The organism is Pyxidicoccus sp. M15, from assembly GCF_056858435.1.
The window spans coordinates 979,162-1,002,751 of sequence record NZ_CM166495.1 but is presented as its reverse complement, the minus strand read 5'-3'; the positions used below and the strand labels follow the sequence as shown (position 1 = coordinate 1,002,751).

The following is a 23,590-nucleotide window of genomic DNA, read 5'->3' as shown; positions in this document are numbered from 1 at the left end:
CGCAAGCCGGCCCGCCCAGGCCGCCCCGGACCGGAGGTCCTCCCGGGTGCGCGCTACCGGACGGAGAAGGCGCGCGACGCCCCCGAGTAGGGGCGCACGCGCCCATCCCACCCGGACTTCCAGTTCCCCTCGTGGACGAGCCGGTACGTGCCCGGCGCGGCGTCCGCGGGGATGTCCCACTCCGCGGTGACGTGCGAGCACGCCAGCGTGGGCACGCAGTTCTCCCGCCGCCACCGGTAGCGCGTCTGCCACGCGCTGTCGTCCGCCACGTCCCGCCAGGCGCCGTCCGGCTCCCGCCGCTGCACGCGCAGGTAGGTGCCCTCCAGGCGCAAGTCATTCTTCGGGTGGCCGCCCCAGAAGGTGACGCCCACCGTGTCGCCCCGCGCATAGGCGGCGCGGGCGTCGGTGACGACGTCGCCGAAGTCCACCCACAGGAGCTTGTCGTCGAACACCACGCCCGGCTGGAGGCTCGTCTGCACGGCGCGCAAGTCGCGGGGCGTGGGGCCCGGCGGCACGGGCCGCCCGTCCCGCAGGGCCGCGGCGAGCCCGTCGAAGCCCTGCTGGAGCGCGGCCAGCGTCCACGGGCCGAAGTGCGTGGAGGCGCCCTCGTAGGCCTGGCGCGCGTACTCCTCGCGGGTGGCGACATAACCCGCGTAGTCGTTGGCGAGCCCGGCGATGACCACCTCCGTCACCCCCATGGAAGCGAGCCGCTCCTGCACGGTGCGCCGCAGCCGGCGTCCGGCCATGGTCGTCAGCTCGAAGGGCACCGCCACCAGCGCCAGGCTGCCCACGGTGACGAGCTGCAGGGGCAGCACCTCGGGCGTCCACGGGTAGGGGCGCAGGCCGCCCGGCTCCAGCACAATCGGCTTCTCCGCCTGGCAGGGCGTGGTGAAGACGGCGCAGGTGAACTGGCTCCAGAGGTCATGGATGGCGGCGCACGACGCGCCCTCCGCGCCGAAGCCCGGCCCGTCCTCCGCGCCCGCGAGCATGGACAGGCCGATGGCGGCGGTGCAGGTGCGGCGCGGCGTGCCGTCCGTCCACGCGGGCGCCACGTCCACCGCGTCCAGCTTCACGTACGTGTGGCGGTACTCCACGCCGCCGGTGAGGGGCGCGTTGGCGATGGCCCACAGCCGCGCGGCGAAGTCGTACTGGCTTCGGGCGGACAGCTCCGTGTCCTCGAAGTCATTCGCGCCGCCGCCCCGCGTCCCCCCGAGGACGTTGGGCGTGACGTCGCCCGCGTTGGAGTTGGCGAAGGCGGCGACGAAGGTAGAGCCGCCGCCGGTGGGGCGCTCCCCGCGCGCGCCCTCGAAGAGGTACGCGGCCAGGCCCTTGTTGTCGCCGCTGATGAGCGTGTTGTCGTTGCCCATGGACGTGGCGTGCACGGCGAACCAGTTGATGAGGCCCACCTCGGTGCCGTCCGTGCGGGTGAGGCGCAGCAGCGTCATGCGCGTGTCCACGTCGGAGGTGTACAGAGCGCGCTCCGCGGGCGGGTTGAGGCGGTAGGCCTCCGGCGAGCGGTTGCGGCTGGCGCCGACCAGCTCCCCGGAGGACAGCCGCAGGGTGCCCTCCGCGAGGCGGCCGTCGGCGCGGACGATGGAGGTGACGATGCCGGAGACGATGGCGTCGAAGTTCTGCGGCACGAAGCCGAACGACGTCAGGTTGTAGAAGGTGTAGTGCGAGAACCCGCCGGGCCCCGAATGGGTGTGCGTGGCGCTCAAGAGGACGTTGTCGTCCGTGTAGCGGTCGCCGAAGCGCGCGCGCAGCTTCTCCAGCACCTGCTGCTTCACGCCCTGGAACACCATGGCCAGGTCGGCGCTGACGAAGGCCACCCGCCGGCCGTTGCACGGCGAGGCGATGACGAAGGCGCGCGAGCGCAGCCGCTGGTGGATGCCGGACGTCTGCTGTCCCACCTGGCCGTAGCCCATCATCCCCACCTCGGCGGCGGGGCCGGTGATGTCGCCGGTGCCGGCGCCGATGAGGAAGCGCTGCTGGCCCGCGCACGCGCCCGCCAGCCCGGCCCCCGTCCCCTCCGGAGGAGGCGGGGAGGCGGGGCTCGTGGCCCCGGCCGCCGTGGCGAGCACGAGGGCAAGAGCCAGCGGGAGCCGGACGGATGGAGTGCGCATACGAGCCTCCGGGGCGCCTGGGGAGGACGCCGCCACGGGAGACAAGGTGGTGACGGCCCCGGCGCGCGTGCAGGGCCCGCGCGGGAGCGCCGTCGGGCGGCCTACAGTGTCCGGACTTCCCGGCCCCGGCAAGGACTTCGGGTGTGCCCGCCACCGTCGGCGGGGACGCGGGACTTCCGCGCGCCGACACGGGCCCTGGACTTCCGGGCCCCACCGGGGGCTTCAGGCCTCCGCGCGCGGCCCAACACCGCGGGGGGAGGCGCCGCTCACACGCCCGGCCGGCTCGCCGTTTCCTTCGGCGGGGCGACACTCAGGGCCACGCGGAAGGTGGTGCCCGCTCCCACCGAGGACTCCACGGAGATGTGGCCGCCCATCCCGTTGACGATGGTGTCGCAGATGGACAGCCCCAGGCCCGTGCCCACGCCCGAGGCCTTGGTGGTGAAGAAGGGGTCGAAGATGCGGCGCAGGTGCTCCGGGGGGATGCCGTGCCCGGTGTCCCGCACCACCACCATGACGTGTCCGCCCTCGTCCAGGTACGTGGTGAGGCGGATTTCGTTCGTCTCGGACTGGCCCTCGTCGATGGCGTGCGCGGCGTTGATGACGAGGTTGAGGAACACCTGGAACAGCTTGCCCTCGTTGCCCCTCACCGGGGGCACCTCGCCGTATTCCTTTATCAACCGTGCGCGGGCGCGCACCGTGCTGGCCGCCATCTGCGTCACCGAGTCCAGCACCCGGTGCACGTCCACCGCCTCCTCCTTGCCGTCCTCCACGCGGGAGAAGACGCGCAGCTGGCGGACAATCTGCCGCATGCGCTCGGCGCCCTCGCGGGCGTCGTCCAGCACCTGGCGGCACTCCACCAGCTCATCGTGCGTGAGGGGCCGCGAGCGGGGCCCCACCGTGCCGTGGAGGTAGTCCAGGTTGGACAGCACGTAGGCGAGCGGGTTGTTCAGCTCATGGGCAATGCCCGCGGCCAGCAGGCCCATGGAGGCCATGCGGTCGGTGAGCATGAGCTGCGCCTGGGTGCGCTTGCGCTCGGTGAAGTCGCGCGCCACCGTCACCCGCGCGGGCGCGCCGTCGATGACCACGGCCAGCGTCACCAGGTCCGCCACCACCACCTCGCCGTCCCTGCGCATCAGCGGCATCTCCACCGCGCGCGCCGAGCGCTGGCTCTCCATCGCCTGCCCCAGGTGGAGCTGCGCCGCGCTCCGGTCCTCCGGCCGCACCAGCTCCAGCACGTGGCGGCCCACCAGCTCCGAGGGCTCGCGGTAGCCCAGGTACTGCACCAGGGCCGGATTCACGGACAGCAGCACCCCGTCCCCCACGTGCACCATGACGGGGTCCGGGAAGGCCTCGATGAGCAGGTGGACGCCGGCCTCGGTGCGCCGCAGCGTCGTCTCCGTGCGCACGCGCAGTGCGTTGTCGGTGCGCTGCTCCAGCGCCAGCGACAGGGCGCCGGCCGCGCCGGACAGGAGGTTGACCTCGACGGGCCCCCACGGCCGCGCCTCGCGGCAGTTGTCGAAGCCGATGACGCCGAAGAGCTGCCCGTGCACGTGCAGCGGCAGCAGCAGCACGGAGCGCACGCCCTGCGCCTCCACCACCGAGGCCAGCATGGCGGGGAAGTCCCGGGGCAGGGCCTGCACCGGATCCCCGCGCATGAGCCGCGCCGCCTGGTGGGGGTGCAGCGCCTCCATCAGCGGGAGGCCGTGCATCTCCGGGTCCTCCAGGTTGGGGGCGATGCCGGGCGCGCACCACTCCGCGCGCTGGGAGCCCAGCAGCGCGCCGTCCGGGGAGCGGTGCATCTCGAAGACGTAGACGCGGCTGGCGGCGGACACGTGGCCCAGCGGCTCCACGACGGCGCCGTACAGGTCCAGGGGGAGCTGGTGCGGCATCATCCGCCGCTGCACGTCCACCATGGTCTCCAGGTAGCGCTCGCGCGTGGTGATGGCCTGCTCGGCCTGACGGCGCGAGGTGACGTCCGCCAGCGTGCCCACCACCTCGCCCACCGAGTCCGGCAGGGCCCGGGCGGACAGCACCACCCAGCGGGTGCCGCGTCCCTCGGCCGCCTCCATGCGCAGCTCCTCGCGCGGCGCCAGGCTGCGCTGGGCGGCGGCGGACTCCAGCAGCGCGCGGGCGCGCTCCCGGTCCTCCGGGTGGAAGGCCTCCCACAGCGGGCGGCCCATCCACCGGGACACCAGCATGCCCGTCAGGCGCTCCCAGGGCTTGGCGAGCCAGGTGAGGCAGCCCTGCGCGTCGAGCTGGAAGGGCACCTCGCGCATCAGCTCATCGAGCACACGGATGCGCCGCTCGTCCAACGAGGCGATGGCGGCGGCAGGCGACTCCAGCGGCGCACGCGCTCCGCCCCCTCCGGGGTACGGCTCGGGAACCGGCCCTGCGGGGGCCTCGTCTGGCCCCGTTTCCCGCTGCTCGTCCGCCAAATCCGGCCTCCTGCGCCCTCGGAGAGGGGCCGGTGTCCTGACAGCGCACATGGCTGCCGGGAGCGATACCAGACCCTGTCCCCTCCCGGTGGCGACCTCACCCGAAGCATACGGCGACCGAATGTCTTGAAGTCAATGAAGGCGCGAGCGGTTCACGCTCCGTCATCGGGCTCCCACCCACCGGGAGCACCCGAGCGAGGGCGCAGTCGGCGGTCCCCCATGACGCGGGCAGGCACGCCCCCGACGATGGACCAGGGGGGCACGTCCCGGGTGACGACGGCCCCCATGGCCACCACGGCGTGGTCCCCCACGGTGACGCCGTCGGTGATGCCGGCGTTGGCGCCCACCCAGACGTCCGCGCCGATGACGACCCCGCGCGACGTCACGGGCTGCTCTCGCACGGGCCGGTCCGGAGCGAGCCCGTGGTCGAAGGCGTACACGGTGGCGCCGGTGGCGATGCGGGTGCCCTCGCCGATGCGGATGCCGGCGGCGCCGCCGTCCAGGCTGGCCCGGGCGTTGATGCTGACCTTCGGGCCCAGCACCACGGGCCCGTGGATGAAGACGTCGGCGGCGATGCTGCAGCCGGGGCCAATGGACACGGTGCGCCCGGGCTCGGCGAAGATGCGCGCCTGCGGGGCGATGAAGCACCCCTCCGCGATTTCGACGGTCTCCAGCTCGCGCAGTCGCTCCTGCACCTCGCGCTGCCAGGCGTCCGCCCACTCGCGGTGGCGGGGCTTGAGCACGAAGTAGAGCCACGGCATCCAGGAGAGCCGGAGCTTGTGCTGCTCGCGGCGGAGCGCGTCCAGGTCCACGCCTCCTGACTACCACGCCCGGGGGGCTCCCGGTCCATGCCCGCTCGCCCGCCCCTGCTGCCGCCGGGTCCCAGGCCTGCATGGCCTCGCGGCCATCCCCATCCTTCCGTCCAGGAGGTTCCGAGGGACATGGCACCCGCATTGCCGAAGCGAGCCTGGGGATGGGGCAAGGCCCACGTCTTCGCGGTGGGCCATTCCACGCGCACCGCGGATGAGCTGGTGGCGCTGCTGGAGGCGCACGGCGTCCGGACGCTGGCGGACATCCGCACGGTGCCGCGCTCGCGCACGAACCCGCAGTTCAACCTGGACACCTTCGCGCGGACGCTGGCGCGGGTGGACATCCACCACCAGCACCTGCCCCGGCTGGGTGGGCTGCGCAGGCCCCGGCCGGACTCGCCCAACACGGCGTGGCGCAACCGCAGCTTCCAGGGCTACGCGGACTACATGCAGACGGAGGAGTTCGCGCGAGGGCTGGAGGAGCTGCGCGTGCTGTCTCGCGAGGGGCCCGTGGCCCTCATGTGCGCAGAGGCGCTGCGCTGGCGCTGCCACCGCTCGCTGGTGGCGGACGCGCTGTGGGCCCGGGGCGTGGAGGTGCAACACCTCCTGAGCGCCACCCGCTCCGAGCCACACCGGCTCACCGCCTTCGCGCGGGTGCATGGCACGCAGGTGCTGTACCCGGGCTCACCGGACGAGGCGCGGCTGGTGCCGGAGCCTGGCGCGCACGCCTAGCTCGCGCCCTCCACCGTGAAGTGGCAGCGCTCGCGCTCGGCGGCGATGACTTCCACGTCCGCCGCCGAGGGCTCCAGGCGCGACACCATGTCGTCCGGCTCCCACTGATACGGCTCACCGTTGAGGAGCACGCGGCCGTCCACCACCGCGCGCGTCATCTCCAGCATCGGGCGGCTCGCCAGGTCCCGCACCATGGCCTCGAAGCGGCCCTGCCGCAGCGGGTCCGCGAAGCGGAAGCGGAAGCGCGCCAGCGCCGCCAGGTGGAACCACATGGGACGGAAGGCCACGCCCGCCAGGCCCACCCGCTTCGCCATCAGGAGCAGCATCTCCGAGGCCTCGCGAGACAGCCCGAGCCCCGGCACGTCCTGCCCCGGCAACTGCGGCCGCCGCTCGCTGAAGCGCGCGCGCGGGTGCCGCAGGCTCAGCCAGTTGACGAAGAGGAACGTTTCGCCCGCAATCGAGCGCCGCTCCACCACGCAGTCCACCAGCAGGTGCTCCTGCCCACCGGTGCGGCCCAGCACCTTGATGCGGTCCCCCGCCCCCGTGGAGCCCACCTCCACGCGCAGCCGGCTGTAGCCCAGCCGCTCCACGTGAGACAGCAGCCCGTAGCGGAACAGCGTGTATTCCAGCGCCTGCGCCGTGTAGTAGCCGAGCACCCGCGGCTGCAGCTCGCCGCCCAGCCTCAGCGAGCCCTCCAGGTCCTCCAGCGTCAGCGGCTCCTCCAGCGGTGTCACCTCCTGCGTCAGCAGCCGTGAGATGCGCTGGTAGCGCGCGCTCAGCGGGTCATACCGCGCGGTGATGCGCCGGGAGCCCATCCCCGCCAGCACCAGCACCGTGCCGGCGAAGACCTTCCACGACTCGGCGTGGTAGCCGCCGCCCGGCAGCCACACGCTCGGCACCCCGCGCAGCGCGTGCGCCAGGGCCCTGTCCCGCCGCCGCGTCCCTTCCAGCGTCAGCCCCACGCGGCCGAAGCGGTCTCCGGCCAGCACGTCCCCGCCGGCAATCACGAAGGCCATGTCCGGCCGGGGCATGCGCGACAGCAGCCCCTCCAGCAGCGCGAGGTAGCCGCTGTCGCCGGTGCCCTCCGGCACGCGCGTCTCGTCCACCTCCAGCGGGAGCGCGCCCCAGTCGCTGCCGGACAGCGAGCCAATCCACGCCCGCTCCTGCCCCGCCAGGCACTCCGCCGTGCCGTCCGGCGGGTGCGCGTCCAAGTCGAGCACCACCACCTGCCCGTCGAACCCGTCCGCGTGGAGCGCCGCCAGCGCCACCGCGATGTCGTTGACGGCGCAGAAGCCGCCGCCCCGCCCCGGCGCCGCGTGGTGGAAGCCGCCCGCCATGTTCACCACGGGGCCCCGGCGCGCCAGCGCCAGCCGCGCCGCCCCGAGCGTCCCGCCGCACACCAGGCGCACGTTGGACAGCAGCGTGTCCACCGGCACCTCGGACGGGTCCGTGGCGAAGATGCGCGCCAGCGTCTCCGGGCGGCCGAGCGACTCCAGGTACTCCGCGTCATGCACCCGCGCCAGCTCCGCGTAGCTCACCGGCAGCGGGCGGTGCACGTCCCGCGCGCGCACCACGCCCTTCTCCAGGAGGTACCAGGTGGTGAAGTCCACCCCGCGCGGCTCGATGCCCACCGTGGACTCGATGCCGCTGAGCGGCAGGCGGTAGCTCTCGTCGTAGAAGACGGGCACCCTCGAAGCGCTCCCGGGGACCCAGCGCCCGAGCCAATCCCAGACGCTCATGCGAGGCACCTCACGCGGGGCTGGACGGAGGGCGACGGGGACGGGGGCGAGCAGAGGTCGGGCACGGAGGCGGCGAGCTTCGCGCAGTGGGCGGCGTCCCGGGGCGTTTTTTCATGCCCGGCCGGGGTGCTGGCATGCGGTCTACCTGGAGAACCTCGCGGAGGCCCCGCAGCGTGGTGCCTTCGGCAGCCGGGGCGCTTCACTCCACCGGCTTGCTCGCCTCCGCACGCAGCGCCGGGCTGCGCCGCCGCAGGGCGCGGGCCAGCATCACGGTGAACAGCGCCCACGCGAGCCCCGCCACCCAGCCGCCGAGCACGTCCGTGGGGTAGTGCACGCCCAGGTACACCCGCGTCAGCCCCACCATGAAGGGCAGCAGCACCGACAGGCCCAGGATGTACGCCTTGAGCCGCCGCCGCTCCGCCAGCTGCGCCAGGAGCCCTCCCAGCGTGAGGTACACGGTGGCCGACAGCATGGCGTGCCCGCTCGGGAAGCTCTGGGTCATCACGTCCGTCAGGTGCGGCACCACCGAGGGCCGGGGACGGGAGAAGAGCTGCTTGAGCAGCGTGTTCAGCACCGCCCCGCCCACCGTCGACACCAGCACCAGCAGCAGCGTGCGGTAGCGCCGGGCCAGCAGGAGGAAGCCGCACACCATCAGCGTGACGAGCGACAGCACCGTCACCCCGCCGAGCGACGTCACCTCCTCCGCCGACACCGCCAGCCACCACGGCCCGCGAGGCACCGCCGGGTCCTCCGGGCTGCGCAGCGCGCGCAGCACCCGCTCGTCCACGTCCTGCGTCTCGCCCTCGGAGACCTCGTCCGACAGGGCGACGAACCCCAGCAGGCACGCGGCCAGGAGCAGCAGCATCCCGAGCAGCCGCGTCACCGTCACGTCCAGCCCCGAAATCCAGTTCCACCCACTTCGCCACATGTTCGTGACACTACGCACCCGGGGCCCATGCGGGACCCCGGAGTGCGTGGAATGTCGGATGTTGCCCACGGCCGGCTACTCGGTGAGTACGCCCAGCTCCTCCGCCCCCGCGGCCTTCGCCCCGTCCAGGGCCGCCACCAGCCGGCCGTAGCCCGCGCGGTCCGCCATCTTGAAGAACACGTGCCGCTGGCCCCGGGGCCGTGCCTCCAGGATGCCCTTCAGGCGCGGCACATAGTCCGCGTCGTCCACGGGCTCGTCGTTCAGCGTGAGCTTGCCCTCGGGCGTCAGGCCCACCACCCAGAGCTTCTCGTCGGGCCGGGACGGTGGCGCCTTTGCCTCGGTCTGCTCGGGGAGCTGCACGGAGAGGTCCTTGTTCATCAGCGGCGTGAGGACCATGAAGATGATGAGCAGCACCAGCACCACGTCCACCAGCGGCGTGACGTTGATGTCCGAATTCACATCGGCCTGGGGCCGCACGAAGCTTCGCTTCTGAGCGCGCATGGGGTGACTCCTCACTTCGCCTCGAGCGATTCCACGCCGAACGACACCCGCTCCACCCCGGCGGCCCGCGCCAGGTGGATGACCTTGCGCACGTCCCCGCACGAGAGGGACTGGTCGGCCTTGAGCAGGAAGCGGCGCTCCGGCTTGCGGACCAGCTCCTCGCGGAGCCGCGCCTGGAAGGCCGCGTCGTCCGCGTAGGCGTCCGCGTCGACGAACACCTTGCGGTCCGGCGTCATGGAGAGGACGAGCGCGTCCTGGCCGGCCTCGTGTTCCACCTGGGCCGCCTTGGGCAGCTCCACGGCCTTCCCCGACTGCATCATCGGGGTGACGACCATGAAGATGATGAGGAGGACGAGCACCACGTCGACGAGCGGGGTGACGTTGATGTCACTGCGGATGCCACCCTTGCGACCACCACCGGACATTGCCATGTGCGGCTGTTCTCCTTGTTGGAGGGGACAGCCTCATGGGAGCACGGACGCGGCGGGGCGTTGGCGGGCGCCCGGCCAGCGTTCGGTCACGGTTGCGTCATGACGGACGCTTTGCGGACCCGCCGCCGTCAGACGACGCGGACGCGGTCGGTGCCCGCCCCGCCGAGCGCCGCGCCCGCCACGCAGAGGACGTGGAGGATGATGCCCGGCACGACGAGGAGGAAGTAGCCGAGCCCGACCATGCAGAACCACACGATGGCCCGGATGAGCTGCCCCTTGTAGAGCTGGCCCAGGCCGGGAATCACGACGGACAGCACCCCGGCGATGAGGGGGTTGAAGCGGCGTTCGCGAATGAGGTCGGGCATGGCGGTCTCCTGTCCTTGCCCCGGCTTATAAAGGAGGCGGCGTCCGGGCGAAAATGAAGTGCGCGGCCGGACGCTCGGCCGACGAGCGGCGTTGTCTCCCCGCGCCCGGCTGCTATCACCCCGGTTCCAGGAGGGAACCCATGGCCATCGCCACCATCGACCCGACGACGGGCAAGACGCTGCGCACCTTCGCCACGCATACCGCCGAGGAGCTGGAGGCGAAGCTCCAGCTGGCGGCGGACACGTTCCGCACCTACCGGAACACCTCGTTCACCGAGCGCGCCACGTGGATGCGCCGCGCCGCGGAGCTGCTGGAGGCGGAGGCGCCCCGCTACGGCCGCATCATGACGGAGGAGATGGGCAAGCCGCTGGAGGCGGCCAAGGCGGAGGCCCGCAAGTGCGCGAGCGCGTGCCGCTACTACGTCTCCAAGGCGGAAGGGCTGCTGAGGGACCAGCCGATTGAGGTCGGCGGGGACAGGGCCTTCGTGCGCTACCAGCCGCTGGGGCCGGTGCTGGCCATCATGCCGTGGAACTTCCCCTTCTGGCAGGTGGTGCGCTTCGCCGCCCCGGCGCTGATGGCGGGCAACGTGGGGCTGCTCAAGCACGCCCACAACGTGCCGCAGTGCGCGCTGGCGCTGGAGGAGCTGTTCGTCCAGGCGGGCTTCCCGAAGGGCGCGTTCCAGGCGCTGATGATTGAGACGTCGGACGTGAATCGCGTCATCGAGGACCCGCGGGTGAAGGCGGTGACGCTGACGGGCAGCGAGGGCGCGGGCCGGGCGGTGGGCGCGGCGGCGGGCCGGGCCATCAAGAAGGTGGTGCTGGAGCTGGGCGGCAGCGACCCGTTCATCGTCATGCCGAGCGCGGACCTGGACAAGGCGGTGGAGACGGCGGCGACGGCGCGGCTCATCAACAACGGCCAGTCGTGCATCGCGGCCAAGCGCTTCATCGTCGCGGAGAGCATCGCCGCGGACTTCGAGAAGCGCTTCGTGGAGCGCATGAAGCGCGTCACCGTGGGAGACCCCATGGACCCGAAGACGGATTTGGGGCCGCTGGCCACCGAGGGCATCCTCAAGGGGCTGCACGCGCAGGTGGAGGAGAGCGTGAAGGCCGGCACACGGCTGCTCCTGGGAGGCAAGCCGCTGGAGCGCCCGGGCAACTTCTACCCGGCCACCGTGCTGGCGGACCCGCCGCCCCAGGCGCCCGCCTTCCACGACGAGCTGTTCGGCCCGGTGGCCACGCTGCTGCGGGCCCGGGACGTGGACCATGCGATTGAACTGGCCAACGCGACGCCGTTCGGCCTGGGCGCCAGCGTGTGGACGCGCGACGAGGCGGAGCAGCGGCGGTTCATCGACGGCGTCGAGTCCGGCATGGTCTTCGTCAACGAGATGGTGGCGTCGGACCCGCGGCTGCCCTTCGGCGGCGTGAAGCACTCGGGCCACGGGCGCGAGCTGGCGGACGTGGGCATCCGCGAGTTCGTCAACGCGAAGACGGTGCGCATCGCGGTCAGCACGGGCGCGCAGCAGCCGCCCGCGCCTCGCAACGCGGCCAGTGAGTAGCGTTCGCCTACCGCGTCCGCACCCGGCCGTCGGGCGGGCGGTGGACCTCTTCCAGCGCCTGCGTCACCGCCTCCACCTCCGAGCCGAGCTTCTCCACGCTCTGCCTCAAGCCCGCGCCGGCGAGGTCCTCGCCGGCCGAGTCCGCCGAGCGCACCCGCAGCACCTGCGCGTACAGGCCCTCCAGCGTGTAGTAGAGGCGCGTGTGCTCGGCCTCCAGCCGGTTGGCCGCGGTGACCAGCTCCGCGCGCTGGCGCCGCTGCTCGTCCAGCGCGGCCAGCGCCCCGGCCAGCCGCTCGCGCACCACCGCGTCCTCCTCGGTGGACACGCGCGTGGCCAGCGCCTCGCGCTCGGACTCGAGCCGCCGGGACTCTTCCGGCGTCGACAGCGCCCGCAGCTCGCGCTCGCGGCGCACCAATTCGTGACACCCCTTGCGCAGCGCCTCCACCGTGCGCTCCGGCGCGTGCACCACCTCGCGCAGCACGACGGGGCCCGCGCGCAGCTCCTCCATCAGCTTGCCGCACAGGGCATCCACCTTCGCCACGCGCGGGTCCACGGACGCATCCGCTTCGGGGGCCTGCCCCCGCCCCGCCTCGCGCGTGGAGGTCCGCTCACCACTTCTTCCCGAATCCCTCCGGACGGGCTCCGCCTCCGCGTCCAGCCGCCGGGCCTGTGCCTCGGTCTCCTCCACCGCATCCCGCAGGGCGTCCCTCCGCGGCCGCCCCAGGTGCTTCGCGGCCGACATGAAGAACGACAGCGCAATGAAGACGAGCCACCACAGCCGCACGGGCTGCGCCATCGCGATGAGCACGCACGCCACGGCCACGGCCGCGAAGATGCCCCCGCGCACCGGGTCGCGGTTGCGCTCCTGCCGCGCCAGCCGCTCGGCCCGCTGCGCCTCGCGCCTCGCATCCCGCCGCCACTTCTTCTCCCACCTGCGGCGCACCTTCCGGGACGGCAGCTCGCCGGTGCGCCGCACCCACTCCTCCACCCAGGCCTCCTCCCTCGCGCGCCCCTCGGCGAGCGCCGCCTCCAGCCGGCGCAGGCGCTCATCCTGGGTGCGCGGAGACGTAGGGAGAGGTGGCTGGTCGGGTCCACTGGGCACGAAATGACGATAACGACTTCCCCGGTGCCGGGGGAGGCGAACCGCTCTCCCCGCTGCCTGCTCCAGGGCCGGGCATGTCCATTCCGGGGCCGGGACTTAAAAATTGGAAATGCTCAATCGTTTGCTTTCGCCCTCGAAAAGCATGAAAGAGAAGGCGGCGGGCCGGGGGGATTAAAAGGGGATTGAGTGTGGTGAGCATGGAGGAGAAGGGGGAGCCCCGCGGGTTGGGCCCCGCCGTCATCCGCGCGCTGCGCGGAGAGCAGAGCCGGGCAGCGTTCGCCCGCCTGCTGGGCGTCACTCCCCTCACCGTCTACCGCTGGGAGCTGCCGGACGACGCCCCGCAGGCGCGCCGCCCGCGCGGCCGGGTGGCCCAGGCACTCCGCACCCTCCTCGAAGGCGGCGCCTCTCCGGCGGCCGCCCCTCCCCAGCGACAGGAGCTGCGGCCCGAGGAGTCCGCGCGCCTGGCGCCCTGCCTCGCGCACTTGAAGAAGGCGGAGTGGCGCGTGGCGGAGGAGGAGCTGCTCGCGCTGCTGGGCTCGGGCGTGCTGCGCACGCCAGGGGCCCGGGCGCTGGCGGCGGTGGGGCTCTCCTACCTCCAGCGCTGGGGACGCGGAGACCCCCGGAGCGCATTCGCAACCCTGTTGCCGCACCTGGACGAGGCCTCCGCGGGCCTGCTGCCGGAGGACGTGGAGGTCCAGGTCCACGCCCTGGCTGCCCACCTGTACGCCTCGCCGGACGGCAAGCTGCTCGACGTGGCCCGGTCCGCCGCGCACGTGGCGCGCGCCGAGGCGCTGCTGGCCGTGCGCGACGACCCGGACGTCCGCTGCCACCTGCGCATCGCCGAGCTGGCCAGCGCCTTCTACCTGGGCGAGGCGGAGCGGGTGGCGCGCCACACCGGGCGGCTCGCGGCGGTGCTGCCCTCCGTGACGGACCCGGTGCTGCGCCTTTTGGCCGAGGACGCCTGCGCGCACGAGGCCACCATCCGCGGCGAGGCCGCACAGGCCACGCGCCGCTTCCGCGAGGTGGCCGAGGGCGCCGCGCGGATGGGCTACTCCTACCTGGAAGCGCGCAACCTGGCCTTCCTCGCGCAGCGCCGCCTGGAGGAGGCGTGTGACCCGGCGGAGGCGCTCCAGCTGGTGCGCCGCGCGCGCGACGCCGCGTACGGCGGGCGCATGGTGCGCGGCTTCTCCTTCATCTTCGCCGCGCGCGCGGAGGCCGAGGCCCTGCTGCGCCTGACGCGCTACGCGGAGGCCGAGGCCGTGCTGGACGAGGCGGACGCGGTGGTGGAGGAGCTGAGCTGGACGCCCATCCACCTCGTGGTGCCGCGGGTGATGGTGAAGCTCGTCACCGGCCGCCACGCGGAGCTGCGCCGGTACGCCGAGCGGCTGGCCGCCTATGACGGCCCCATCCAGCGCAACCTTACCGGGGCCTACGCCCTCTTCGCGGAGGCCATGGCGGACCTCTCCGAGGGGCAGCCCCGGCGCGCCGCGGACCGCCTGGCCGAGACGGGCGCGCGCGTGACGGAGCTGGGCGGCTGGCCCTTCCTGCGCCGCGAGTGCCTCGTCTACGAAACGGGCGCGCGCGCCTTCGCGGGCCAGCTCGCCGAGGGGCGCGTCATGCTGCGCCGCGCGCGTGTCTTCCTGGAGCGGATGCCGTCCGCCGGCCACACGGCGGTGCTCAACCGCTTCGAGGGCATGCTGCTGGCGCTGGAGGGCCGCCCGCGCGAGGCCCGGGAGCAGATGGAGGCCTCGCTGGGCACCTTCCGCCTCGCGGGCGACATGTCCATGGCCCTCTTCACCCGCCACCTCCTGGCGCTGGTGGCGAAGCTGGAGGGAGACCCCGCCGCCGAGGAGCTGCTGTCGGCCAGCGAGGCGGAGTTGCGCCGCGCGGGCATGACGCCCCCGCAGGACTTCACCCGCGCCATGTCGCACCCGCTGCACACCGTCCCCGCCGTGCCCGCGGGCCCGGCGCGGCTGGGCGCGGAGGCGCTGGTGGTGCCCTTCGAGCGGCTGTCCGTGCGCGGCATGGGCACGTCGCTCCTCCAGCGCGAGCTGCTCGGCGTGGTGGAGGGACTCTTTCCCGGCTGCGCGCCCCGGCTGGAGGAGCTGGACTCGCAGGGCCGCGCCACGCTGCTCGCGGGCCCCGCGTCGGTGCCGGCCACGGACGAGGTGGAGTTCGGAGACGGGTGCGGCCGGCGCCTGCGCCTGGGCGTGACGGGCCCGCTGCCGGCGGACGGCCGCGCGTTGCTCACCGCGCTGTCCCGCCTGGGCGGCTTCGCGCTGGAGGTGGCGGCGCTGCGCGGCTTCGCGGAGGTGGACGGCCCCGCCGTCAACGTGGGCGACGTGGAGTCGGTGCGCGACGCGGAGCTGCCCGGCTTCATCGCCGCGTCGCCCTCCATGAAGCGGCTGCGCGCGGAGCTGGCCAGCCTGTCCTCCAGCCGCGCCACCGTCATCGTCACCGGCGAGTCCGGCTCCGGCAAGGAGCTGGTGGCCCGCGCGCTCCACACGCTGTCCACGCGCTCGCAGCGGCCGTACGTGGCCTTCAACTGCGCCGCCGTCCCGAGGGACCTCTTCGAGGGACAGCTCTTCGGCTACCGGCGCGGCGCCTACACCGGCGCGACGACGGACCACCCCGGCGTCATCCGCGCCGCGCACGGCGGCACCCTCTTCCTCGACGAGATTGGCGAGCTGCCCCTGGAAGTGCAGCCCAAGTTGCTTCGCTTCCTGGAGAATGGAGAGGTCTTCCCCCTGGGGGAGATGCGCCCGGTGGAGGTGGACGTGCGGGTGGTGGCGGCGACGCACCGGGACTTGGGCCAGCTGGTGCGCGAGGGCCGCTTCCGCGAGGACCTCTACTACCGCCTGCAGGTGGTGCCGGTGCGGGTGCCCCCGCTGCGCGAGCGGCGCGAGGACGTGGTGGCGCTGGCCCGGCACTTCGTCCGGATGCTCACGCCCGAGGGCGAGGAGCCGCCGCAGCTGGGGCCGGACGCGCTGGCGGCGCTGGTGGCCCACCCGTGGCCCGGCAACGTGCGCGAGCTGCGCAACGTGATTGAGCGCTCCATGGCGTACGGGCCGCTGCCCGCCCTGCTGGGAGCCGAGCAGATGCGCATCGCGGGCTGAGACAGAGGAGAAGGACCCCAACCCGCGATGCGCTCCGCCCTGTTTCCCCACACCCCTGTGGGAATCGGGCCAGAGGTCGCACTCCGGGCCGAGGAGGGGGGAAACCCCGACCCGGAGCGCCTTGCTGCCAGTGCCTCTGAAAGAACACACCCGCGGGACGGAGAGGGGGGAACTCCGGCCCGGGGTGCCGGGGCCACCGAAGCGGCCACCAACGAAAGCCTTGTTGATGTTGGGTAAAGCACCTCGCGTGCCAGCGCGCGAAAGGCCCCGGGGCCCAAACGGAAATCATCCTTCGGGGTAGGTGCAGGGAGCAGACATATCCAATGGGTCGGGTGGGATATCCGAGCGGCCCTTTCCGGATATGTCGGACGGTGGAGAAAGGGTGGGGAGCGAGCAACCGCGCTGATGGCCGGGGTGAGACTGGATGAGGGGGGCCGGGGAGCACCCGGGGGGCGAAGTGGGTTAAGGGGAGCGCAATGACTCACGCTGCCTCGTCCCGCCGGTTCCAGGTCTTCAGCCTGGGGGTGCTCGCCTACACGCTGGGCGTGATTCTGTGGGGTGCCTTCGTCCGGGCCACGGGCTCGGGCGCGGGCTGTGGAGCGCACTGGCCGGTGTGCAACGGGGAGGTCGTCCCGCGAGCGCCGACGGTGGCCACGCTCATCGAGTACACGCACCGGCTGACGAGCGGAGTGGCCATGGTGCTCGCGCTGGCGATGTGCGTGTGGGGCGTACGGGCCCACGTGAAGGGGCACCCGGCGCGGCGCGCGGCGGGGTGGGCGCTCGTGTTCATGGTGACCGAGGCGCTGGTGGGCGCGGGCATCGTCCTCCTGAAGTACGTGGCGGACGACGCGTCGGTGGGCCGCGCGCTGTGGATGGGCGTGCACCTGGTGAACACGTTCCTGCTGGTGGGCGCGCAGACACTGGTGGTGTGGTTCTCGCGCGGGCGCGCGCCGCTGACCCTGCGGGGCCAGGGACTGGTGGGGCTCCTGCTGGGCACGAGCGTGGCGGGGCTGCTGCTGTTGGGCGTGAGCGGCGCGATTGCGGCGCTCGGCGACACGCTGTTTCCCGCGGAGAGCCTGGCGCACGGGCTGAGCCAGGACCTCTCCGAGACGGCGCACGTGCTCGTCCGGCTGCGCGTGCTGCACCCGGTGCTGGCGGTGGGCCTGGGCGCGCTGGTGATGCTGCTGTCGCGGTGGGTGGCGCGGCTGCGGCCCTCGGCGGAGGTGCGGCGGGCGTCCACGGCCATCGTCATCGTGTACGCGGTGCAGCTGTGCGCGGGCGTCATCAACCTGGTGCTGCTGGCGCCGGTGTGGATGCAGCTGGTGCACCTGCTGCTGGCGGACCTGGTGTGGATGGCGCTGGTGCGGCTGTGCGCGGCGGGGCTGGCGGCGGATGCGCCGAGGGCCGTGCCCGTGCCCCAGCCCGAGTCCCGCGCCGAGCCGGTATAGGCGCTCAGCGCGACTCAGACTCGGCGCGCAGGCGCAGGCCCTTGGGCACCACCGCGCGCTCGATGACCTCGAACAGGCCGCTGGCGAGCAGCGCCAGTGCGGCGGCGGGCACGGCACCCTCCAGGATGAGCCCCACGCTGTCGAGCCGGATGCCGGTGAGGATGGGCTGGCCGTAGCCGCCCGCGCCGACGAGCGCGCCCAGCGTGGCGGTACCCACGTTGATGACGGCGGCCGTCTGGATGCCGGCGAGGATGGACGGCGCGGCCATGGGCAGCTCGATGCGCCACAGCCTCGCGAGCGAGGGCAGGCCGAGCGCCTCGGCGGACTCGCGGACCTCCAGGGGGATTCCCGCGAGCCCCGCCGCCGTGTTCCGGACGATGGGCAGCAGGCTGTAGAGGAACAGCGCGGCGATGGCCGGCCGCGAGCCGATGCCGAGCAGCGGAATCATCACCACCAGCAGCGCCAGCGAAGGCACCGTCTGGATGATGCCGGCCAGTCCCAGCACGCCCTGCCCCAGCCGGGGCCTGCGCGCGGCCAGCACGCCCAGCGGCACCGCGAGGGCGATGGCCGCGAGCAGCGACACGCCCACGAGGAACAGGTGCTCGCGGGTGCGGCGCCAGACGCGCGTGGAGAGCCCCTCACCGTGGACCTCGGAGCTGATGCCGAGCGCGCTCGCGAGGAAGTCGGAGGCCACCTGGGCCTCGGGTACGCGCTCCAGGCGGGTGCGGGCGTTGAGCTTCACCATCTCCGCCTCGGACAGGCGCCCCGACAGGCGGAGCATCGCCGCGAGTGCCTCCGGCGCCCGTGACTCCACGTCGGCGCGGTAGAGCAGCACGGCGTCGTACGCGGGGAAGTGGCGCAGGTCGTCCTCCAGCACGCGCAGCCCATACGCGGCGATTTCGGCGTCGGTGGAGTAGAGGTCCGTGACCTGGATGGCCCCGCTCTCCAGCCCGCGATACGCGAGGTCGTGGTCCAGTCCGCGCACGTCCTTCTGCGGGAGCTGGTAGCGCTCTCTCAGGGCGGGCCAGCCGTCGGTGCGGTCCATGAACTCGTTGCTGAAGCCGAAGCGCAGCTCGGGGTGCGCGCGCAGGTCGGAGATGCGGCGGAGGCCCAGGCGCTCGGCCTCGGCCTCCTTCATGCCGAGCGCGTAGGTGTTGTTGAAGCCCAGCGGCGCGCTCAGGCGCAGCCCTTCCGCGGCGAGGGCGGTGCGCAGGGCGCCGTCGTCCGGCAGGTTGCGGCCGGACAGCAGCTCCTGACGGAGCGTGCCGGTGTACTCGGGGTACACGTCCAGCTCGCCCCGGCGCAGGGCCTCCCAGAGCACGGTGGTGCCGCCCAGCTCGCGCCGGTGCTCCGCTCGCGAGCCCGTGCTCCTCGCGAGCTGCGTCACCATCTCCCCGAGGATGACGGACTCGGTGAACTTCTTGGAGCCCACGCGCACGCCGGGCACGTCGTCACCGGCGGACGGCGGGGCGCCACCGCAGGCGGACAGCACCGTGAGCAGGAGCATCAAAACGCACGGAGCCCTCACGTTGCCGCCCCTCCGCCGGGCAGGGGCCGCTGCGCCTGGATGAAGCGCGTGACGAACGGGTCCGCCGGGCGCGCCTCCAGGTCCGCGAGCCCACCCTGCTGCACCACACGCCCATCGCGCATGAGGAGGATGTCGTCCCCGAGGAAGCCCGCCTCCGCCAGGTCATGCGTCACCAGCACCACCGTCTTGCGCAGGCGCGCGAAGATGGCGCGCAAGTCCCCTTGCAGCTCGTGACGCACCAGCGGGTCCAACGCGCCCAGCGGCTCGTCCAGCAGCAACACGTCTGGGTCCAGCATGAGCGCGCGCATCAGCGCCACGCGCTGCCGCTGCCCACCCGAGAGCTGCGCGGGATACCGGGCCAGCGCATCCGCCGGGAAGCGCGTCAACTCCACCAGCGCCTCCAGTCGCTCGCGCGTCCGCCCGGAAGCCCAGCGCAGGTGCCGGGCCATGAGGGTGACGTTCTCCTCGCCCGTCAGGTGCGGGAAGAGCCCGCCGCCCTGCAGCGCGTACCCGACGCGGTGACGCACGGTCAGCAGCGCAGCTCCTTCGGACGGCAGCGGCTTCCCGTCGAACAGCACGCGACCGGTGTCCGGATGCAGCAGACCATTGAGCAACCGCACCAGCGTGGACTTGCCGCAGCCGCTCGGGCCCAGCAGCACCGTGGTGCGTCCCGTGGGCAGTCGCAGGCTCAGGGGGTGCAGCGCCTGCGTGGAGCCGAAGCGCTTGGAGACGTCCTGCAGTTCGTACACGAAGGACCCGGAGTCAGGGCAGCGAGAAGGCACCGTTGCAGGCGGCGGGGAACGCGGCTTCGGAGGCCGGGAAGATGCACGAGGCGAAGAGGGCGCGGTCCTCCCACTCCACCGCGGCGGCCCACACCACCCGCGGGCCGTGCTCGGTGGGGGCGGTGAAGCGCGCGCAGCGCGTGGGCTGGCCCTCCAGGAGACATGGCACCTCCTCCACGGGCCCGGAGCCCGGCAGCGCCTCCGCCAGCTCCGCCACGCCCTGGCCCCTCCAGCGCGCCGTGACATTGGTCCGCGCGGGCCGGTAGACATTCCAGTCGAAGGACGCCTCCCCGCAGCGGATGCGCCCCGCGCGGTTGGTGGACATGGTGAGCTGACAGCCCTGCGGCGCGGCCAGCGTGCGCCACGGCAGGCGCGGCGGGAGCAGCAGCGCGTCCGCATCCAGCACGTCACCCTCGGGATTTCCATGGGACGCGACGTACTGGAGCAGCTCCAGGCAGCGCGCCAGCAGGGGCCGCGCATTGCCCCGCGCGATGCACCCGAGCCCGCGCACCCGCCCGCCCGTCGCGGAGACGGCCGTGACGTAGCCCCCGGCGCGACAGCTGTCCCCGGTTCCTCCGTCCGCACGCGAGCACGCGGAGAAGCGACTGGAAGGCCATGGGCCTCCCACGAGCGGCAGCTCCCCCCTCACCCCCACCACGTCCTTCCCATAACGCCCCGTGACGCGCTTCCAGGTCCGGGTGAACATCTCGGCGAGGCTCCCGCGCTTCGCCTCGGCCATCCATACCGACACGTCGCCACAGAGGTACGTGCGCGAGTCGGCGCTCTCGGGCACGGACGTGCAGCCCTCGAAGAGGGCGCGGGCCTCGGGGACGAAGGGGCCCACGGAGGTGGCGCCCTCGGCGGGAGTCACGGGAGGCACCTTCGGCGTGGGCGCCGTGCACGCGCACAGCACCCCCAACAGGTACGCCGACAGCAACCACGCAGCGGTCCGCATGACACCGGGATTAGGCGCCACCGCGAGCCACGTCAACCCGCCTGAAGGCACGGCGACCAGCGCCGTACAGACTCAGGCCGCCACGGCCTCGGTGATGCTGAGCGCGGCCGGCGTGTGGATGACGCGGGACAGCCGCAGCCCCGCCTGGGCGAACAGCTTCCCGAACTCCTCCTCCGTGCGCTCGCGTCCGGGGAGCGACGCCATCATCATCACGTCCAGCACCTTGCCCCCATGCGGCCCGTTGCCGCGCGGAATCACCGTGTCCACCACCAGCACGCGCCCGTTCGGAGCCATGGCCGCGCGGCAGTTGCGGAGGATGCGGACGCAGACGTCGTCACTCCAGTCGTGGAGGATGCGCTTGAGCACGTACGCATCCGCGCCCGAGGGCACCGACTCGAAGAAGTCCCCTTCCACCAACTCGCAGCGGTCCGAGAAGCCGGCCTGCACGATGCGCGCCTCGGCGAGGACATGGCGGTGGTCGAACAGCACGCCGCGCACTCCGGGCGCGGCCTTGAGCACCTCCAGGAGGAAGCCACCGTGGCCGCCGCCCACGTCCACCACCCGCTGCAGCGGCGTGAAGTCATAGGCCCCGGCGATGGCGCCGTTCTCCAGGTCGGAGAGGCTGGACATGCCCCGGTGGAAGACGGCGCCCTGCGTGGCATCGCTCGCGAGGTAGTCGAAGAAGGGCTTGCCGAAGATGCGGTCGAACGGGTTCTTCCCCGTGCGCACCGTCTCCGTCAGCTCACCGGTGGGCGCCCAGAAGATGCGCTGGGTGAGCATCAGCACCGCGCTGCGCAGCGAGCCCGGCACGTCCGAGCGCAGGTACTCGGCGGCGGGCGTCAGCGCGAAGCGGCCGGCCTCATCCTCGGCGAACACGCCCGCGCTCGCGAGCAGGCGCAGCACGCGGTACAGCGACTGCGCATCCGCCCCCAGCTCCTCCGCGAGCGAGGCGGCACTCCGGGGCCCCTGCACGAGGCGGTCCGCCACGCCCAGCTCCGTCGCGGCCGACAGCGCGCCAGAGAGGATGAAGCCAAAGCCGAGGTCGACAATCTGCTGCGCCGGATGGACGGTGGGTGAAGTCATGCCTCGCATCCTGCGCCAGGGCACAGGTGCGAGGTCAATGTGAGCGCACACCCACCGTGAACGCGGCGCGCCGTGTCAGTCGACGACCTTCTCGACCTGCTTCCCGCGCTCCAGGTTCTGCTCAATCTGGTTGTAGGTGTGATTGAGCAGCAGGCCGAAGGAGGCATCGGCGCGATAGGTGTCCAGCCCGTCGGCCACCAGGTCCCTTCCATCCTCCTGGTCATCCGCGACGCGCGAGAGGAAGGCCTTGTCGAAGTCCCCGGCCTCCTTCTCCCGGAGCTCCTTCAGGTCCTCCTTCGCGTCGACAATGGCCTCGTCGAGGCGCTTGTCCACGCCGACCATGCGCTCCTCGTAGCCCTCCTGGACGCCCGCGCTCCCGGAGCCGCCCGTGCCCTGCTCGGACTGGGTGGTCAGGTCCACCGCGGCCACCTCGATGCGCCGCTGCTCCGCCCACGCCTCCAGGTCCTTCATGTGCTTGCGATGGTCCGCCACCAGCTTCTTCGCGAACTGGCGCACCTGCGGGTCCTGCGACCGCTCGAGCGCCAGCTCGCCGAGAGCAATCTGCTTCGCATCGAAGACGACGAGTTCGCCCACGTACTCCTCGCGGTCCGCCGCGGCCTCGCCGATGCGGCGCTCCTGCTTCTCCGAGTTCTCCGCGTGGGCCGAACAGCCGACCAGCAGACCGACCACCAGCGCCGCCATGAGACTTGCCGCGCCACCGCCGCTACGCACTCCAGTCATGTCTACCTCCAGACGAAGCCATGCCCGAAGGTGGCCCCCCGTGTGGAGGAACCGCAAAAGCGCGAAGCCCGTCCGAGCCTCCCCGAGGAACGAGTCACCCTGACCGGCAGTCCCTCCGCCCGCCCTCCTGCTCGGAAGGAAGCAGCCGCGCCCGCCCGCTGTCCTCCACGGGAGCCACGTTCTGCTTGACCGGACGCGGGCTCCGTATCAATACTCCATCCGGATGAACGGATTGAGTCTCCACCACCCATGAGCGCCGCCGCCCCCGCCATACTGGGCTGGATGACGTCACTGGCCGACCCCACCCGCGTGCGCCTGCTGCGCCTGGTGGAGCGGCACGAGCTGACGGTGGTGGAGCTGTGCGCGGTGCTCCAGCTGCCGCAGTCCACGGTGAGCCGGCACCTCAAGGTGCTCGCGGACGACGGCTGGGTGGAATGGCGCCCGGAGGGCACCAGCCGGCTGTACCACGTGGCGGAAGGACTGCCTCCCGCGGCGAAGCGGCTGTGGACGCTGACGCGCGAGCAGATGTCCCAGGCGCTCGCCGCCGAGCAGGACGACCAGCGACTCGCCCCCGTGCTCGCCGAGCGGCAGAGCCGCAGCCAGGCCTTCTTCTCCAGCGCCGCGGGCCGGTGGGACAAGCTGCGCCGCGAGCTGTTCGGCGAGCGCTTCGACGTGCTCGGCCTCCTCGCCCTCCTCGAGCCGACATGGCGCGTGGGCGACCTGGGCTGCGGCACCGGCCAGACGTCGGAGATGCTGTCGCCGTACGTGCGCAGAATCGTCGCCGTCGAGTCCTCCGCGGCCATGTTCAAGGCGGCGAAGGCGCGGCTGGGCGGCCTGTCCAACGTGGAGTTGCACCGGGGGGATTTGCACGCGCTCCCCGTGGATGACGGCACGCTGGACGTGGCCATGCTGCACCTGGTGCTGCACCACGTGGCGGAGCCGCCGGCCGTGCTGGCGGAGGCGGCGCGCGCGCTGGTGCCGGGCGGCCGCATCCTCCTCATCGACATGCAGCGGCACGAGCGCCGCGAGTATCAGCAACAGATGGGACACGTCTGGCTGGGCTTCGAGCCGGAGCAGCTCACCGGCTGGCTCACGGACGCCGGCTTCACCGACGTCCGCATCCATCCCCTCCCCGCGGACCCCGCTGCCAAGGGGCCCGCGCTGCTGTCCGCCGTGGCGGTCCGCAGGAAGTGAAGCAGCACCTTTTGAACCCGTA

General features: G+C 72.8%; 19 protein-coding genes. 5 read left to right on the top strand and 14 right to left on the bottom strand.

Annotated elements, in window-relative coordinates; all coding sequences use genetic code 11:
- Window positions 1-53: 53 nt before the first annotated feature.
- From ACX9TP_RS04025 to ACX9TP_RS04015, 3 genes are all read right to left on the bottom strand, one after another.
- The gene (locus tag ACX9TP_RS04025; RefSeq protein ID WP_482978376.1) at window positions 54-2,123 is read right to left on the bottom strand and encodes a neutral/alkaline ceramidase; all 2,070 of its coding nucleotides are present in this window, start codon (window positions 2,121-2,123) and stop codon (window positions 54-56) included.
- Window positions 2,124-2,389: 266 nt separating this feature from the next.
- Window positions 2,390-4,558: an ATP-binding protein gene (locus ACX9TP_RS04020; RefSeq protein ID WP_482978375.1), complete on the bottom strand. Its 2,169-nt coding sequence runs from the start codon at window positions 4,556-4,558 to the stop codon at window positions 2,390-2,392.
- A 152-nt stretch (window positions 4,559-4,710) separates the two neighbouring features.
- The gene (locus tag ACX9TP_RS04015; protein ID WP_482978374.1) at window positions 4,711-5,370 is read right to left on the bottom strand and encodes an acyltransferase; all 660 of its coding nucleotides are present in this window, start codon (window positions 5,368-5,370) and stop codon (window positions 4,711-4,713) included.
- 129 nt (window positions 5,371-5,499) lie between these two features.
- On the opposite strand from ACX9TP_RS04015, the gene ACX9TP_RS04010 reads away from it, so the two are divergent.
- Complete coding sequence (locus ACX9TP_RS04010; RefSeq protein ID WP_482978373.1) at window positions 5,500-6,099, top strand: DUF488 domain-containing protein; 600 nt, start codon at window positions 5,500-5,502, stop codon at window positions 6,097-6,099.
- Here ACX9TP_RS04010 and ACX9TP_RS04005 read toward each other — a convergent pair.
- The 5 genes from ACX9TP_RS04005 to ACX9TP_RS03985 form a co-directional block, all read right to left on the bottom strand.
- Complete coding sequence (locus ACX9TP_RS04005) at window positions 6,096-7,838, bottom strand: histone deacetylase family protein (protein WP_482978372.1); 1,743 nt, start codon at window positions 7,836-7,838, stop codon at window positions 6,096-6,098. The two genes, ACX9TP_RS04010 and ACX9TP_RS04005, sit on opposite strands and share 4 nt — an antisense overlap.
- A gap of 199 nt (window positions 7,839-8,037) precedes the next feature.
- Complete coding sequence (locus ACX9TP_RS04000) at window positions 8,038-8,766, bottom strand: phosphatase PAP2 family protein (protein ID WP_482978371.1); 729 nt, start codon at window positions 8,764-8,766, stop codon at window positions 8,038-8,040.
- Between the two features lie 75 nt (window positions 8,767-8,841).
- Window positions 8,842-9,267, bottom strand: a complete 426-nt coding sequence (locus ACX9TP_RS03995) for an ExbD/TolR family protein (RefSeq protein WP_482978370.1) — start codon at window positions 9,265-9,267, stop codon at window positions 8,842-8,844.
- Between the two features lie 11 nt (window positions 9,268-9,278).
- Window positions 9,279-9,698 (bottom strand): ExbD/TolR family protein, encoded by a 420-nt coding sequence (locus ACX9TP_RS03990; protein ID WP_482978369.1) that lies wholly within the window; start codon window positions 9,696-9,698, stop codon window positions 9,279-9,281.
- Between the two features lie 128 nt (window positions 9,699-9,826).
- Window positions 9,827-10,063 carry a DUF5683 domain-containing protein gene (locus ACX9TP_RS03985; RefSeq protein ID WP_163997762.1) on the bottom strand — a complete coding sequence of 79 codons (237 nt, stop codon included), beginning with the start codon at window positions 10,061-10,063 and terminating at the stop codon, window positions 9,827-9,829.
- Window positions 10,064-10,203: 140 nt separating this feature from the next.
- Here ACX9TP_RS03985 and ACX9TP_RS03980 point away from each other — a divergent pair, with 140 nt between their 5' ends.
- Window positions 10,204-11,619 (top strand): NAD-dependent succinate-semialdehyde dehydrogenase, encoded by a 1,416-nt coding sequence (locus ACX9TP_RS03980; protein WP_482978368.1) that lies wholly within the window; start codon window positions 10,204-10,206, stop codon window positions 11,617-11,619.
- Window positions 11,620-11,626: 7 nt separating this feature from the next.
- Here the strand turns inward: ACX9TP_RS03980 and ACX9TP_RS03975 are convergent, their stop codons facing one another.
- Window positions 11,627-12,721, bottom strand: coding sequence for a hypothetical protein (locus tag ACX9TP_RS03975; RefSeq protein ID WP_482978367.1), 1,095 nt, complete (start codon window positions 12,719-12,721; stop codon window positions 11,627-11,629).
- A 197-nt stretch (window positions 12,722-12,918) separates the two neighbouring features.
- On the opposite strand from ACX9TP_RS03975, the gene ACX9TP_RS03970 reads away from it, so the two are divergent.
- A complete protein-coding gene (locus tag ACX9TP_RS03970) occupies window positions 12,919-15,837 on the top strand; it encodes a sigma 54-interacting transcriptional regulator (protein ID WP_482978366.1) in 2,919 nt (972 codons plus the stop codon).
- Between the two features lie 476 nt (window positions 15,838-16,313).
- Entirely contained in the window at window positions 16,314-17,285 is a 972-nt protein-coding gene (locus ACX9TP_RS03965) for a COX15/CtaA family protein (RefSeq protein WP_482978365.1), read from the top strand.
- Between the two features lie 4 nt (window positions 17,286-17,289).
- Here ACX9TP_RS03965 and ACX9TP_RS03960 read toward each other — a convergent pair whose 3' ends face one another.
- The 5 genes from ACX9TP_RS03960 to ACX9TP_RS03940 form a co-directional block, all read right to left on the bottom strand.
- Window positions 17,290-18,792, bottom strand: coding sequence for an ABC transporter permease/substrate-binding protein (locus tag ACX9TP_RS03960; RefSeq protein WP_482978364.1), 1,503 nt, complete (start codon window positions 18,790-18,792; stop codon window positions 17,290-17,292).
- Window positions 18,793-18,809: 17 nt separating this feature from the next.
- Window positions 18,810-19,562 (bottom strand): ATP-binding cassette domain-containing protein, encoded by a 753-nt coding sequence (locus ACX9TP_RS03955; RefSeq protein ID WP_482978363.1) that lies wholly within the window; start codon window positions 19,560-19,562, stop codon window positions 18,810-18,812.
- Window positions 19,563-19,575: 13 nt separating this feature from the next.
- Window positions 19,576-20,550, bottom strand: coding sequence for a hypothetical protein (locus tag ACX9TP_RS03950; protein WP_482978362.1), 975 nt, complete (start codon window positions 20,548-20,550; stop codon window positions 19,576-19,578).
- Between the two features lie 72 nt (window positions 20,551-20,622).
- Window positions 20,623-21,633 (bottom strand): methyltransferase, encoded by a 1,011-nt coding sequence (locus ACX9TP_RS03945; RefSeq protein ID WP_482978361.1) that lies wholly within the window; start codon window positions 21,631-21,633, stop codon window positions 20,623-20,625.
- A 75-nt stretch (window positions 21,634-21,708) separates the two neighbouring features.
- Window positions 21,709-22,374 carry a DUF4142 domain-containing protein gene (locus ACX9TP_RS03940; protein ID WP_482978360.1) on the bottom strand — a complete coding sequence of 222 codons (666 nt, stop codon included), beginning with the start codon at window positions 22,372-22,374 and terminating at the stop codon, window positions 21,709-21,711.
- 249 nt (window positions 22,375-22,623) lie between these two features.
- Between ACX9TP_RS03940 and ACX9TP_RS03935 the strand changes: the two genes are divergently transcribed.
- Window positions 22,624-23,568 carry an ArsR/SmtB family transcription factor gene (locus ACX9TP_RS03935; RefSeq protein WP_482978359.1) on the top strand — a complete coding sequence of 315 codons (945 nt, stop codon included), beginning with the start codon at window positions 22,624-22,626 and terminating at the stop codon, window positions 23,566-23,568.
- Window positions 23,569-23,590: the final 22 nt, after the last annotated feature.